The 15,899-nt window shown below is 34.7% G+C and carries 10 protein-coding genes and 1 tRNA gene; 7 read left to right on the forward strand and 4 right to left on the reverse strand.

What is annotated here, in order from left to right:
• Positions 1-26 precede the first annotated feature (26 nt).
• Positions 27-680, forward strand: a complete 654-nt coding sequence (locus P0Y62_09715; GenBank protein WEK68150.1) for a phosphoribosyltransferase family protein — start codon at positions 27-29, stop codon at positions 678-680.
• 153 nt (positions 681-833) lie between these two features.
• On the forward strand, positions 834-1,520 hold the full coding sequence (locus P0Y62_09720; protein WEK68151.1) for an alpha/beta hydrolase: 687 nt from the start codon (positions 834-836) through the stop codon (positions 1,518-1,520).
• Position 1,521: 1 nt separating this feature from the next.
• On the opposite strand, the gene upp is transcribed toward P0Y62_09720, so the two are convergent.
• On the reverse strand, positions 1,522-2,172 hold the full coding sequence (gene upp / locus P0Y62_09725) for a uracil phosphoribosyltransferase (protein WEK68152.1): 651 nt from the start codon (positions 2,170-2,172) through the stop codon (positions 1,522-1,524).
• A 135-nt stretch (positions 2,173-2,307) separates the two neighbouring features.
• On the opposite strand from upp, the gene P0Y62_09730 reads away from it, so the two are divergent.
• Positions 2,308-6,222 (forward strand): amino acid adenylation domain-containing protein, encoded by a 3,915-nt coding sequence (locus P0Y62_09730; protein ID WEK68153.1) that lies wholly within the window; start codon positions 2,308-2,310, stop codon positions 6,220-6,222.
• A gap of 198 nt (positions 6,223-6,420) precedes the next feature.
• Positions 6,421-6,903, forward strand: a complete 483-nt coding sequence (locus tag P0Y62_09735) for a GNAT family N-acetyltransferase (GenBank protein WEK68154.1) — start codon at positions 6,421-6,423, stop codon at positions 6,901-6,903.
• On the opposite strand, the gene P0Y62_09740 is transcribed toward P0Y62_09735, so the two are convergent.
• On the reverse strand, positions 6,904-7,545 hold the full coding sequence (locus P0Y62_09740) for a 4'-phosphopantetheinyl transferase superfamily protein (protein WEK68155.1): 642 nt from the start codon (positions 7,543-7,545) through the stop codon (positions 6,904-6,906). It abuts the gene before it with no gap.
• 7 nt (positions 7,546-7,552) lie between these two features.
• Positions 7,553-8,863 carry a ribosome biogenesis GTPase Der gene (der, locus tag P0Y62_09745; protein WEK68156.1) on the reverse strand — a complete coding sequence of 437 codons (1,311 nt, stop codon included), beginning with the start codon at positions 8,861-8,863 and terminating at the stop codon, positions 7,553-7,555.
• A gap of 299 nt (positions 8,864-9,162) precedes the next feature.
• Here der and P0Y62_09750 point away from each other — a divergent pair.
• Positions 9,163-9,233 (forward strand) — tRNA-Gln (locus P0Y62_09750).
• Positions 9,234-9,575: 342 nt separating this feature from the next.
• Here P0Y62_09750 and P0Y62_09755 read toward each other — a convergent pair.
• The gene (locus tag P0Y62_09755) at positions 9,576-9,833 is read right to left on the reverse strand and encodes a hypothetical protein (protein WEK68157.1); all 258 of its coding nucleotides are present in this window, start codon (positions 9,831-9,833) and stop codon (positions 9,576-9,578) included.
• Between the two features lie 657 nt (positions 9,834-10,490).
• Here P0Y62_09755 and P0Y62_09760 point away from each other — a divergent pair.
• Positions 10,491-11,069, forward strand: a complete 579-nt coding sequence (locus P0Y62_09760; GenBank protein WEK68158.1) for a hypothetical protein — start codon at positions 10,491-10,493, stop codon at positions 11,067-11,069.
• A gap of 1 nt (position 11,070) precedes the next feature.
• Entirely contained in the window at positions 11,071-15,894 is a 4,824-nt protein-coding gene (locus P0Y62_09765; protein WEK68159.1) for a leucine-rich repeat protein, read from the forward strand.
• Positions 15,895-15,899 lie beyond the last annotated feature (5 nt).

Genomic DNA, 15,899 nt, shown 5'->3' on the forward strand with positions numbered 1-15,899 from the left:
ATATTTTAGTGTATTAAAACACACAAATGATTTTAGATCTCTTATTCCCAAATCGTTGCATCCATTGCAACCGGATTATTGACGGCAATGTATTTGTCTGCAATCTTTGTTTTGAGCAAATCCACTTCACTCATTTTAATTATTTTGAAAACAATTACCTGAAGGAAAGATGCAAATTACTATTTCCTGTTGAGAACGCTTTTGCTTTGATGCAGTTTGAAAAAGAGAACTTAAGCAGAAAAATTGTGCATGAGCTGAAATATAAAAACAGAGAAAAGATCGGAAAAATTCTTGCAGACTGGACCGCTGAACGATTAGATTTTAACAATAAAAAACCCGATTTACTGATTTCCGTTCCGCTGCATTCCAAAAAACTGAAAGAGAGAGGGTATAATCAATTGCATTTATTTACCGAAACTTTATCTAAGTTTTATGAAATTCCTTTCAGTCATGATCTGATTAAAAGAAATCATTATTCAAAAGCTCAGGCTTTGAAAAATAAGCAACACCGCCTGGAAACTGAAAACACTTTTTCCATCACGCAAAATATTACAGGGAAACATATAGTATTAATTGATGATGTTTTCACCACAGGAAATACGTTATCAACCATTGCCTGGGAAATATTAAATGCAGGAGATAACCAAGTAAGCGTTCTTGTTATGGCGATTGATGCTTAAACCATGAGGTTCGGGTTTCGAGATTCGTGATCCGTGATTTGAGATTTGAGATTTGAGATTTGAGATTTGAGATTCTGGTTTAATTTGTGAGATATAAAATTTCAACTCTATTTTCTGAAATCTTTTTCTTAATTTTCCGGCAAACTAATGATAATGTCCAATCTTATTTTACTGCACGGAGCTTTAGGCCACACTGAAGTTTTTGAATCTTTTAAAGAAGAGCTTTCAAAATATTTTACTGTTTACACTCCTTTATTTTCAGGACACGGAGATGTTCAACTTCCCCAAAACGGGATCAGTATTGAAAAGTACACTCAGGAATTAAAGGAATTTATTGCTCAGAAAAATCTGAATGATGTCTATATTTTCGGACATAGTATGGGCGGTTACGTTGCACTTTGTTATGCAATGGAGAATTCTGCCTCAGTCAACTCCATTATGACATTGGGTACAAAATTCGACTGGACAGAAGAGCAGGCCTTGAAAGAAAGCAAAATGCTCAATCCTGAAGTCATTGCAGAAAAAATTCCAAAATATGCAGAATCATTAGAAAAACAACACGGTCCAAAATGGAAACAGTTACTTCCAGCTATTGCAGACATGATGGTTTCCTTAGGAAAAAATCCACCGTTGAAAAATAAGCTGTCAACCATTAATATCCCTGTTCAGATCATGGTTGGAGACAAAGACAATATGGTAACGTTGGAAGAAAGTATGGAAGTTTACAGAAGTCTTCCGAATGCAAAATTGGCCGTACTTCCCGACACAAAGCATCCGATGGATAAAGTAAGACCAAATTTATTATTAGATTTAATGAAAGATTTCTGGAGTCTTTCTTAAATTACCTTTGAAGTTTTTCTCCATAACTTAAATCTCCGGCATCTCCTAATCCCGGTGTGATATAGCCTTTTGAAGTTAAATTTTCATCAATTGCTCCTACCCATATTTTTGCATTAGGATATGCTTTTTCTATGGTTTCAACCCCTTGTCTTGAAGCAATAGCCGCAACAATATGAAGCTCGGTCGGATTTCCGTTGGTTAATAAATCTTTGATCGCTTCAATTAAAGATGCTCCAGTTGCCAACATCGGATCTGCTACAATTAAAGGTCTGCCTTCGATATTCGGACAGGTTAAATAATCCTGTTTAATAGAAAAATAATCATTAGCATCATGTTTCCTATAGGCCGCTACAAAACCGCAATCCGCTTTATCAAGATAATTTAAAATCCCTTCAAATAAAGGAACTCCTGCTCTTAATATGGTTGTAATGACTGGCTGAACTGCTATTTCTTTTACCTTTATTGTATCTAAAGGGGTCTGAATTTCAATTTCTTTCTGTTCTAAACTTTTACTGATTTCAAAAGCCGCAATTTCCCCGATTCTTTCCATATTTCTACGGAATCGCATTCGATCGTGCTGGATTTCAATATTTCTAAGTTCATTAATCCAGGAATTTACCAGAGAAAAATTTTGCGACAAAATAGTAAGCATGAATATTTAATTTTATTTTAAGGGAAATAATTACTTTAAATCACTGCAAAATTACAAATTTGATATTGAAATTTATCAGAAATAATTATATTTATAGGAGTTCCAGAACCATAGAAAACAAAATATTTAACAAAGATGAAAAGCCTTATCACGGGCAAAATAGTGCCTGAATTCATTAAAGATGAAACGCTTCCCCTACTTTTAACCCCTACTTTTAATCAGTATAAAGATAAAACTGCCTTCATTTTTGGGGGCAGAAAACTCACCTATCACGAATTGGATAACTGGAGCAACTCGATTGCCTTACAACTTCAGAATGCAGGCATAAAGCCTGGTGACTGTGTAGGAATATGGTATCCAAGAAGTCTTGAGCTTCCGGTTGCCATTCTCGGTATTTTAAAAGCCGGAGCCGCGTATGTTCCGCTTGACAGAGAAATGCCGGAAGATAGAATTAAAAAAGTTTTTACAGATATTAATGTTAAAACCTATTTTTCAGATACTGATGCCCATATCCACTGTCATCCTTTATCCATTGCACCTCAACCGGAGGCTCTTGTTGAAGCACCGTTAATAAGCAATTCACCGGACAATTGGGCTTATGTTTTATTTACTTCCGGAAGTACAGGAAACCCCAAAGGAATCCCTATTTCCCATCGAAATATATGTCACTTAATAAGATCTGAGGAAGATTTTATTCAAATAAAAGATACCGATATTGTATATCAAGGGTTTTCAGTTTCTTTTGACATGTGGTGTGAAGAAGTCTGGATCAGCCTTTTTTCAGGAGCAACGATCTGGATTGCCGATGCATTTACGGTGAAAGCCATTGATGAATTGAGTGATGTTTTAACTAAAAATAAAATCACGATTCTTCATGCTGTTCCGAGTATTTTGGCGATTATTGATGAAGTTCCATCCATTCGGTTGATCAATACCGGCGGAGAAGCCTGTACAAAACAGGTTCAGGAAAAATGGGCAAAACCCTACAGAACATTTATCAACAGCTATGGTCCGACGGAAACTACGGTTTCTTCCAACATGGCTATTTTAAACAGTCAGGAAGAATTAACAATTGGCGGACCTTTGCCCAATTATCACCTCGCTGTAGTGGATGAACAGATGAACATTGTACCGCGTGGTGAACGTGGTGAAATGATCATTTCCGGACCGGGAGTAAGTAAAGGATATTTCAATCTCCCTGAACTTACCGCACAAAAATTCTTACCCAATCCTTTTGAAGAGCTTCCCGGAGACACTATTTATAAGACCGGTGATGCTGTCATCATTCGGGAAAATGGCTTTATTGATTTCCAGGGGAGAATTGATGACCAGATCAAACTGAGAGGTTACAGAATTGAATTGGGAGAAATTGAATCAAGACTGAATCAACTGCCCAATGTTTCTTCTGCTGCCGTAGCTGTAAAAGAAGATTCGAACGGACAGGGTCAATTAGTTGGTTACACCGTAATGAATAATGAAAATTCTTTCAATGAAAGTGAAATGCGAAAAGAACTGGCAAAATTTTTAGCGCCTTATATGGTCCCAATCTCGATAGTAAAATTGAGAGAAATGCCAAGAATGCCGAGCGGAAAAATCGACAAAAAAAGACTTCCGATTCCGGAAAGCTTTATCGCTCATGAAAACAATGAAGAAATTACATTTGATAGTAATGCGTCTGTTGAGAACAAGCTTTTACAGGTATTACAATGGGTTTTCCCCGGTAAAGAAATCAATTTAAATCAGGATTTTTTTACAGATCTTGGCGGACATTCTTTGTTGGCAGCAACATTGGTTTCTCATTTAAGACAAAAAGCAGGCATTCCTTACGCTTCTTTGAAAGATATTTATGAAAACCGCCCAATTTCAGCCTATGCAGACTGTTTAAAAAACAGACATGAGCAAACGAAAGAGCAGGAACCTTTTCAAAGGGTTTCAACCTTACAGTATTATTTGTGTAACATTGCTCAGACAGTAAGTTTATTAGTTGTTTTTTCACTATTGAGTTTACAGATTTTCTTTCCTTATTTAAGTTATTATTATTTTCAGGATAACGGATACGGAACTTCTTTTGCTTTATTGAGTGCCATTCTTTTATATACTTTAATTCCACCAGTTTATTCAATCATTATTTTACTAACAAAATGGCTGGTAATCGGAAAAATCAAAGAAGGAGATTATCCGCTTTGGGGTTGGTATTATTTCAGATGGTGGCTTTGGAAAACGGTTAAAAGACTGATGCCGTCAGAATTTATTGTAGAAACGCCTTTGTATCCGAAATACCTAAAGTTACTGGGAGTAAAAGTTCACCCGAGTGCACAACTGAGCTTATTACCTATCGCTGCAGAAGATCTGGTAACCATCGATGAAAATGTAAATACAAGTTCAGGTTGCAGTATCGATAATGCTTCGGTGGAAAACGGAATTTTAAGAATAAGAAAAGTTCATATCAAAGCGCATGCTTATTTAGGTTCCTCTGCAATTGTCTGTGGTGATACGGTAATTGAGGAATTTGGAGAATTACAGGATTTAAGCTGTCTCAATGAAGGACAGAAAATTGGTTATGGAGAGATCTGGAACGGCAGTCCTGCTGAAAGGCTTAGAATGAAAGAAGGGAAAGAGCTCGAAGTTCCGAAACTAAGCTCTGCTTCAAAGAGAAATAGATACTCACTGATTTACCTTTGCTCACTTTTCTTTTTTCCTTTGCTGATCGTTTTACCATTAGCTCCGACTTTATATACTTTATATTATCTGGACGAACGTGCTTCGGACTATAATTTCTCGTATTTATGGCAGGCTCCGATTCTTGCAACGATATATATTTTATTATTTATTTTAATTGTAAGTATGATCTCCAGAGTTTTGCAATATAAAATGAAACCTGGAATTTATCCTGTTTACAGCTTCACTTACTATCGAAAATGGATGAAAGATCAGATTTTCAACCTTTCGCTAATTGTTGTCCATCCTCTTTTTGCCTCTATTTATATCAGTAAATTCTATAGAATGATGGGCTCCAAAGTGGGAAAAAACTCAGAAATATCAACAGCCAGCGATGTTTCACATCATTTACTGGAAATCGGAGAAGGATCTTTTATTGCGGATGCCGTGATTTTAGGAGAGCATGATGTAAGAAATGAAAAATTAATTTTAGCCAAAACCAAAATCGGCAACAACAGCTTCGTAGGAAACAGCGGACTGATTCCTCAAGGTTATGAATTGGGTGACAATATGCTGATTGGTGTTTTAAGTAAAGCTCCTACTGAAGAACAGCTTGAAAATTCAACAGAAAAAGACTGGTTCGGTTCTCCGCCTATCGGACTTCCGATAAGACAGAAATCTGATGTTTTTAAAGACAATTTAACCTTTAATCCATCCTTAAAATTGAGAATTGCGAGAGGTTTGGTTGAAGGGATCAGAATTATTCTTCCACAAACAGTAGTCATTATTTGCAGCGTCATCTACATTGCTTATACAAGTAATTACATGGAAGGAAGAATTCATCATTTGCTTTTATTTTCCCCATTTTATTATCTGGGAATTGTGGCGCTTCCTTCATTTTTCTTCACTGTTGTATTGAAATGGATTTTTATCGGAAAGTATAAAAAAACAGAAATGCCGATGTACAGCTTACAAGTCTGGCTAAGCGAAGGAATTACAACACTTTACGAAGCACTCCCTGTTCAGTTTTTTCTGGATTTTTTAAGAGGAACTATGTGGCTGCCTTTCTTTATGAGATTTTTAGGAGTGAAAATCGGTAAAAAAGTATGGCTAAATACTACAGATATTACGGAATTCGATATGGTAACCATTGGCGACGAATCCATGCTGAATGAAGATTGTGGCCCTCAAACGCATCTTTTTGAAGACAGAATTATGAAAATCGGAAGCGTTAAAATTGGGAAACAAACGACTATTAATTCAAGAACGATTATTTTATATGATACTGAAATTGGAGACCACGTGAATATTGACCCTCTTTCTCTGGTGATGAAAGGTGAAGTTTTATCTGATGAGACATCATGGCATGGAAGTCCAATCCGGGGAAAGTAGCTTACTATTAGATCCTTCGTGAATTTCGTTCGCAGATTTACAATCTGTGCTCAGGATGACATCGCTAATACTAACTTTTTAATTTTGAATAATTTGATATTAAGAATATACAGAATAATTGGCCGGTGTCATCGTGAGCTTGTCGAAGGATCTCATATTAACTATCAAATTATACATTTTAACTAAATAAACTTCGTCATGAATTACAATATTAGAAAAATAAAAATCTCAGAAAACCTCGCTATTGTCGATGAACTGGTAGGAGAACTTCATATTTCAGAAAAAGAAATGAATGAAAAAACTGCAGACTGGAGCTTAATTCGTGAAAATTATCTGCGTTTTATGTCTGATTGTGAAGAAGAAAACGACGGAACATTCCTTATCGCTGAAATCGAAGGAAAGGCAATCGGATTTATTTTTGGATATATTGATGAAAAAGATGACAGTAATTTTGAACTTGGCGATGCCAATGATTTGTATGTTTCGGAAGGTTACGTGAAGAAGGAATACAGGAAACATGGAATTTACTCCGCACTCAATCAGGCTTTTGAGGAAACTTACAAAGATTATAATATCCGGAAAATTTACCGTTATACTCTATGCAATAACCATACGATGCAAAGCTGGCTGGATAAGCAGGGATATCGACCGGTGAGAATTGTATATGAAAAATGGCTGTAACTAAAAAACGATTTCTTCTCTATTTAATTGGGTAATTTCCTGATCCGTTGCGATATAGGTGATTGAATTTTCGGAAATATCTAATTCTTTAGTAAAATATTTTCCATCATTAATCTGAACAACATTTTTGTGCGCATCAATCAATTGTAATTCGTAAGAAATTCCTAACCCCAAAGCTTTTAAAACAGCTTCTTTTTTAGTCCATATCTCATAAAAAGCAGTATGGGGACTTAGCTGCTGATTAATAAACTCCTTTTCATTTGCATGAAGAAAATCGTCATAAATATTGACATCTAAAGGCTTTATTAATTCAGAATCAATACCGCATTGTTTTTTTCTTGCAGCACAAACAATGGAAAAACTTTCATGGTGAGAAGAACTGAAATTAATTTCCAATCCTTTAAAATAAGGTCTAGAAAAAGAATCTTTCTGGTATAAATTCCAAAAAAAATTCTGGTCAGGAAGCATTTTCCTAACCAGAATTTCTAATAATAATTTTGAAATCATTCTTGATGATCTGTCATTCGTATCCTGATACTTATTGACGGATTTCACAAGATTTTCGGGAAGTTGTGAAAATAATTCTTCCAGTCTTTCTGAATTATTTTTATTCAGGAAACTGTAGGCTACCCAAACTTCCATGAATGATTTATTTTTGTCTGAAATACACCTCAATCGGAACTCCGGTAAACCCGAATTCTTTTCTCAATTGGTTTTCAGTAAATCTTTTATAAGGTTCTTTTACATACTGCGGAAGGTTACAGAAAAATACAAACTGCGGCGACGGCGTTGGAAGCTGTACACAATATTTGATTTTAATATATTTTCCTTTGTTTGCAGGAGGCGGAGTAGCCTCGAAAATCGGAAGCATTACCTCATTTAATTTTGAAGTTTTAATCTTCTTCTTACGATCTTCATAAACTTCCATTGCCAATTCTACTGCTTTCAAAATTCTCTGCTTCGTTAAAGCCGAAACGAATAAAATTGGAATATCTGAAAACTGACCGATTTTATCTCTGATTGATTTTTCAAAATCTCTGATGGTATTGGTATGCTTATCTTCAATAAGATCCCATTTGTTTACCAAAATTACAATTCCTTTTCTATTTTTCTGAGCCAGACCGAAGATATTCATATCCTGAGATTCCCATCCCTGCGTTGCATCAACCATGATGATCACCACATCAGAATATTCGATAGAACGAATCGAACGCATTACAGAATAGAATTCCAAATCTTCGCTAACCTTAGATTTCCTTCTCATTCCGGCAGTATCTACCAATACGAACTCATGCCCGAATTTATTGTAAAGGGTTTGAATACTGTCTCTCGTCGTTCCTGCAACATCAGTTACAATATTTCTTTCTGTATCAAGCAAAGCATTTGTAAGCGTAGACTTCCCTACATTCGGACGACCTGCAATCGTGATTTTCGGCAAACCTTCGAACGGATCTTTATATTCTGTAGTCGGAAAATCTTTTACAATATCATCCAGAATCTCTCCTGTCCCTGAACCAGTTGCTGAAGAAATAGTATAATATTTTTCAATTCCTAATTGGTAAAATTCTGTTGCATCAATCTCCTCTTTCGCAGAATCAACTTTATTGATAACAATATAAGTAGGCTTATTCGATCTTCTCAGCATTTCGTGGATTTCATAATCTGTATCTGTAAGACCTTCTTCTACATTCAACATAAAGATGATGGATGTAGCTTCATCAATAGCCAGCTGAACTTGTTTAGAAATTTCTCCCTGGAAAACATCATCATTATTTACATCATACCCTCCGGTATCAATTACTGTAAAGTCTACACCGTTCCAGTCAGATTTTCCGTAATGACGGTCTCTGGTAACTCCTGCAGTAGAATCTACAATAGCTTCTCTTCTTTCTAATAAACGGTTAAATAACGTGGATTTTCCTACGTTGGGACGCCCAACGATTGCGACAATATTCGACATAAAAATGTTTAATAATTTAATTATTAATGGGTTTCTCCAACTTTTGGAGCCCAATTTTTTTGCAAAGATAAGGTTTTTATTTTACTCGGTTGATTGAGTTCAGAAAGCAGAAATGGTAAATGTGCTAATTTGTTAATATATCAATCGTAATATTCATTTCTATCTTTAAAAATTTTTCTTAAAAATAATTCTTTGAATATCAATAAATAAAAACCTTTGTAAACATTTCCCATCAATTAATCTTTCAATATCATTTTTATTTTTGAAATAATTTCTATAATTTCGCGACATAGAAATACAGACCCATGGTGTAGCGGTAACACTACTGATTTTGGTTCAGTCATCTGGGGTTCGAATCCCTGTGGGTCTACTTGTTGGGACAAATCTTTCTTTTTTAGATTTGTCCCTTTTTTATTTCCTCGAATTTCCCTCTCTTTAGAATATATCAGCTGAACTGCCGAATTACCCTGCGGTGTTCGATGCCTTTCTCCGTCAAACACCAGATTTTCAGTAAACATCGAACTAGCAATATGCCTTTTTGCTCCATATCACCTTCTATATAGTATTTGTAAAGATTTATAATCTTTATAAGCTCACTTTTTAATAATCTACTAATCTCAGCATTCTGATCTGATAAATAGCCCAGATCAAACTCCAATCTTTTCAATTTTAGCGTTAATATTTTTTAAAGAGATCTTCAATATAATTGTCATTATAAATTTGTGACTTTTGAAATAATTTCTTTGATGTAATCTTTGTGCATATTATATAAACCTGATAGCTTGAAGATTGTAATATTTCTAATTGCTGCTTTTATTTTTTTATCATTCCAAGTACTCAATTCGTTTTTCTTAAATTTAACCCCATAAGCACTATTTTTACAATTCACGAAATCAATATTTTTTGGAGCTATAGAAAAAAGTATGTCTTCTGAAAACCCTTCTATCAATGGATGAATGTTATCATCCAACTTAAATATATTTGATCCTTTTAGATTTAAATTACATATATGGCAACTAGGTATTAAATTATAAAAACTTAGAGCCAGGTAAGGATAGGTGGCTTTATCAAAAAAATGATCAAACTCAAATCTGGTTCCTTATTTCAAATCACTTCCCAATAAAAATATATCGCTGCGATTACAATATTCACAAGTCCATTGATGGTCTCATATAAAACATTGATGAATTGATTATTAGTTCACATCGTCCCATTTCGGTTAAAATACTTGTTACTGCAATTACAGGATAGCGAGGTTAAAAAACTTTTATAAGGACCAAAAAACAATGAAATTTGCACTTTGAAGAATGTGAATAATCAATTGGAGTCAAAAAAATATACCAAGAAAATAGTATAGAAAAATGTAGTTGATTTAAAATAAAATTACAAAAAAACATTGCGAAAATATATGTTTTCTAAGCTGTAATCCTATTAATAATTCACTAATTGATACTTCGATAAAGAGGGCAGAAATCAATAATTGCTCAAAAAATAGAATTCTATTTAACTACAATAAGCCTATCAAGAATAGACTTTTCCCTCAAATTATCAATTTTATAAAAATTAATTTTCAATAATAATGAAAGTACCATTAAAAACAATATTTAGCTGGTTTCAAAAGGGTGAAATGCCCACAGAACATCAGTTTCAGCAGACCTTTTCTTCATTCCGTCATTTAGATGAAAATATCAAGATGGATGAGGTAACGGGTTTAAATGAAACTTTTCAAAAAACGGTATCCAGCACCACTTTTACAAATCATCTGCAAGATGAAAGCGCCCACGATTTAGTGCTCGCACGACTTAATGCATCTAATCTTACTGCTAGAAATGTAGAAGAGTGGAAAGAAAAATTAAAGATCAAATTAGCAGCCACTATAGATGATGGTGAAGAGACCGGAAATGTCTTTACAAAGGAGCAAATAGAGGAAATTGTAAATATACTTCAGGAGCAGATAGAATTGCTTAAAGGTTCAGGAGCAAATTCTTCCTTTGGAGGAATTTTAAGGCCTACTGATCATATTATTGTTAAACCTGGATCAGCAAAATGGTTTTGGGCAGGGAGTGGAGTTTACGAAAATGCCTCAGGAGTTAAGATTAAAAATTTCGGAATAATTTCCTTTGACGGTTTTGCTTGGTCTGTTCTGGAGGTTAATATGCCTGGAGGTGGAACAGATGGTTTTATTGATTTAACACAAGAAGATTAAAATGAGATATACAGGAAGAATTTATTTTACAAATTATGAAAGATCAGATAAAGAAGTTGCAGATAACTTCATTTATCCCGTGATGTTCTTCATTAAAAATGAAGAAGGAAAAATCATTAAACAGATTGCATATTCAGCTTTAGGAGAAAAGTCAGAAAGTGAATACGGAACTGGTGGGGGAACCGGAGGAGCCAATGGAATTGTTTTCCGTGCAAAATCTGAAATACCGGCATCGTTCGTAAAATCATTTGGAAGTGAAGTTAGATTAGTTTTTTCGTGGTCATCCATCGACAGCGTTGATGGTAGTGAGACTGGCGGAGGAACTGCGAGTATTTTAAAAGGAAACACAATCCTATTTAATAAAAACATTAATCAGGGAGCCAATGAAATAGATATTACGTCATATATTTTGGCAGGAGATAATACAATTACGCTTAGTATCACCGATAGTTATGGAAATAATAGGAAATTAAAATATGATATTCAAACAATAGCACTTGCTTTGAGTACTACATACGACAAGACCACTATTAATTCGGGGCCAATCATTTTCCGATATATTCCAACCGGAAATGTAGAGAAGACGATTCATTTCAAATTAAATGGATCAGATCTTCCCCCGGTAGTTACTTCAATTAATAACAAAGAGCTTCTTTATGAAATTCCTGCACAGCCGCACGGAGTTCATATTTTAGAGGTGTATATAACCGCTGATTTGTCAGGAGAGATCATTGAAAGCAATCACTTATTTACAGATATTATCAGTGTTGTTGCTGGTAATTTAACGCCTCTAGTTTCTTCAGCAAATAATGTTGTTGCTAATCAATATGCTCCAGCTTCGATTGAATATCTGGTGTATTCACCATCGTCAAATTATAGCGATGTTGAGATTTTGGTCGATGGAGTGAAGGTTTCTGAATTACTTGTAAATAGAAGTTTGCAGAAGTTCACCTATACATTTACGGACTCAGGTACGCATACTGTAACTTTTAAATGTAGCAATGTCACGAAGAATACTTCAGTAGTTGTAACTGCTTTCGATATTCAGGTTGAAGCCGAAACGTTAGGCTTGGAATTATTTTTAAGCAGTCGAAACAGAAGCAATTCAGAGATTAACAAAAATGAGTGGAAATACAAAAACCTGTCATGTACTCTTACGGATTTTGATTTCAGCACCAATGGATGGATTCAGGATTCAAAGGGTTCTGTGGCGCTTAAAGTGAGCGGAAATGCAAGGATTGAGATTCCTTTCAAGATTTTTGATAACGATTTTAAAACAGGTGGTAAAACATTAGAATTTGAATTTTCAACTTCAGATATAAAAAACAGTGACAGTACTATTTTTTCTTGTAAAAATGGAAATGTTGGATTTGTTGCTACCTCAAATTCATTTTCGTTCAGTTCTGAGCAGGACAGTACGTCCATATTTTTTAAGGAAGAGGAAAGGATTCGTGTAAGTGTAGTCGTTACAAAGGTTGCAGATCAAAGATTGGTATTTGTGTATATCAATGGAATTATATCTTCATTATATCAGTATAATTCATTAGACAGCTTTTTACAGCAAGCTCCTCAAAACATTAGCATTGGAAGCAGTGATTGTACTATTAATCTATATAATATCAGGGTTTATAATAATAATTTAAACGCCGATCAGATGTTGTCAAATTACATCGCTGACATGGATAACCTGGTTGAAAAAGTCAACATTTATGAGAGAAATAAATTGTACGATGCATTCGGAAATTTGTCCTACGATAAATGTTTACAATCAATTCCATGCTTAACCATTGTTGGAGAACTGCCAACTTATAAAGGCGATAAAAAAACGATTGTGGGAGAGTATGAAAATGCTCAAGATCCTACAAAATCGTTTTCTTATGTGAATGCGAGTATTGATGTTCAGGGTACTTCATCACAATATTATCCCCGAAAAAACTTTAAAATAAAATTTAATGGAGGTTTTAAAAATGGGGAAATAAATTCTTCAAAATACAAGCTTCGTGATAATTCATTGGCGGAAAAAACATTTACATTTAAAGCTGACTTCATGGAATCTTCAGGTTCTCACAACATTGGTTTGGCAAGGCTTGCACAGGATTCTTTGAATCAATTAGGTTATTTAGTTCCGCCGCAATTAATTGATCCTAATATCCGTACAACGATGGATGGCTTTCCAATGCTTATATTTCACAGAGCGACACCAGATTCGGAGCGTATTTTTCTCGGAAAATATAATTTCAATAATGATAAGTCGAATGAAGCAACGACAGGTTTTACAGGGGGACAGGAATGCTGGGAATTTTTAAACAATACGTCAGATAATACATTATTTATTGCTACAGATTTTCATAGTGTAGACGGAAATGGTAAGCATTTATGGAAAAATGATTTTGAGGGACGATACCCGGAAAATAATGAAGATACTTCAAATCTTGAAGCCTTGCATGCTTGGATCGTAAGCTGCAAAGGCAATCCAACTAAATTTAAAGCTGAAGCTAAAGATCATTTTAATATTCAGTTTTTACTGTTTTATTATGTATTTACTGAGTTTTTTGCAATGGTCGATCAGCGCGCTAAAAATCAAATGTTTGCGATGTATCCAGATGCGCAGGGAAACAAACGTTGGTATCTTATTTTTTATGATAATGACACTGTTTTAGGTCTTAATAACGAAGGACACAATGTGTATGATTATTGGGTGGAAGCTCATGACCAAGTAGGAAGTGGCTTTGTCTGGAATGGCGCGCTTTCAGAGCTTTGGAAATTGGTTGAAGTGGCTTTTGATACTGAAATTACAGCTTTGTATCAGAAAATGAGAACTTCAGGAATTCTGACTTATGATAAGTGCAACACTTACTTTAACACGTTAGAATCTGACAAATGGGCGGAAAGTATTTTCAATGAAGATGCAAAATATAAATATATAGATCCTTTGGTTATTGCCGGGAACGGAAGTTATTTATACACCGCACAAGGTTCAAGAAAATCGCACAGGAATTATTGGCTATTAAACAGATTCAGATATATGGATGGAAAGTATGATACATCTACTTTCTCATCTGATTATATCACGATGAGACTTTATACCCCTTCGGGCACGCCTGTAGTTGCTCCCAATGCTAATTTTTTACTAACTGCTCAAAAAGACGGATACACTAAAATTAAGTTTGGTTCTTATATCAACCGTGCGAGGCTTAGAAAAAATGTTGCATCTTTAGTTCAAGCTCCGGCTATTACTTTTAACGATACAGAAACCATTATCTATGGTGCATCTGCAATTAAAGATCTTGGAGATTTGTCAGGAAAGTATCTTGGTACTTTAGATGTTTCAAAAGCGACGAATTTGTCAAAATTACGAATAGGAAGTCAAGTGGTAGGGTATTCTAATCAAAATTTGAGAAACCTTTTTGTGGGAAATAATACGTTGTTGGAAGAGTTGGATATTTCGAATTGTCCTAATCTCAAGCAGGCTGTTGATTTATCAGGTTGTACAGCTATAAAGAACGTCTATGCGTCAGGAACAGGAATAACCTCTGTATTGTTACCTAAAGGCGGGTTGCTCTATTCTTTAATTTTGCCAAATACAGCAAATACTTTGATTTTGGATAATCAAAAATTTATTAAAAATTCTAATTTAACTTTTACGGCAAGTTCTATAACAACTCTTGTAATTAAGGATTGCCCTTTGATGAATGTTTATGATATTGCCACTTCGTTGAAAAATTTGGCTAGATTGAGAATTAATAATTTAAACGGGACTAGTACTTCTAGTGAAAATTTTTTCCCCCTTATCAATGCTAAAGGAATTGATGATTCGGGTAATACAACCCCACATTCTATCGTTGAAGGAAAATGGACTTTTACAAACATTTATGCAGAGGATAAAACTTTTATGGAAGCTAATTGGCCAGACTTTAAATTTACATTTTCAAATGTTGCCACTTTCATTCAAATTTCGAGTGCGACCAGAAAAGCTACATTATTAAATGTCTTTGATACCAACGGTGATGGAGAACTCAGTTTTGCGGAAGCAAGAGCTGTTATCAATATTCCTGCTGACACTTTCAACACAGATGTTAATACCTTGAGAAAGCTTTCTTACAGTTTTGATGAGTTTAGATTTTTCACGAATGTGGAGACAATTGGAGATAGAGCATTCAATTCATATGAAAATGAATTGGAAAGCATTATTTTTCCTCCCAATATAAAGAAGATAGGTTCTAATGCATTTTACTTTAAGTATAATGCTGTTGTAGTCGGAAATTTTGATAAACTAGAAGAACTTGGCGAAACTCCATTTAATGGAAAATACTTAGATATTAATTTATTTAAGAATGTTAAGATTTATACAACAAATTCATTTCAGTTCATGTATCCGAGAGCGGGGAAATATAACCTTCCTTATATCACGAGAATTTTCAAGAATATGCTTACTAATAATGTAAATAATTATCCTGTTGAAGAGCTTGTTTCCAATCTTGTTGATTTATCCGGGTGTACGAGCTTAGAAAGAATGGATTCGTATGGTTTGTATTTAAGACCTCTTAGGGGAGAGAATGAAGTTACTATTATTCTTCCGGCTTCCATTAACTACCTGGAAAACTACTGCATGCCTATGTACCCAGCTGCAGGCCAATTTGGCGTTACAAGAGTAATAATTAAAGTATTGGCAACGACACCTCCTATTTTGGTGGGACCTAACTTTGTTGCTGACGGGATAATAATAGATACAGTAGAAATTCATGTACCCGCAGCAAGCGTTTCTGCCTATAAAACGGCAACCAATTGGAGCTATTTTGCCGCAAAAATTTATCCGATAACATAATAATA

The sequence above is a fragment of the Candidatus Chryseobacterium colombiense genome, from assembly GCA_029203185.1.
GTDB classification, from domain to species: Bacteria; Bacteroidota; Bacteroidia; order Flavobacteriales; family Weeksellaceae; genus Chryseobacterium; species Chryseobacterium colombiense.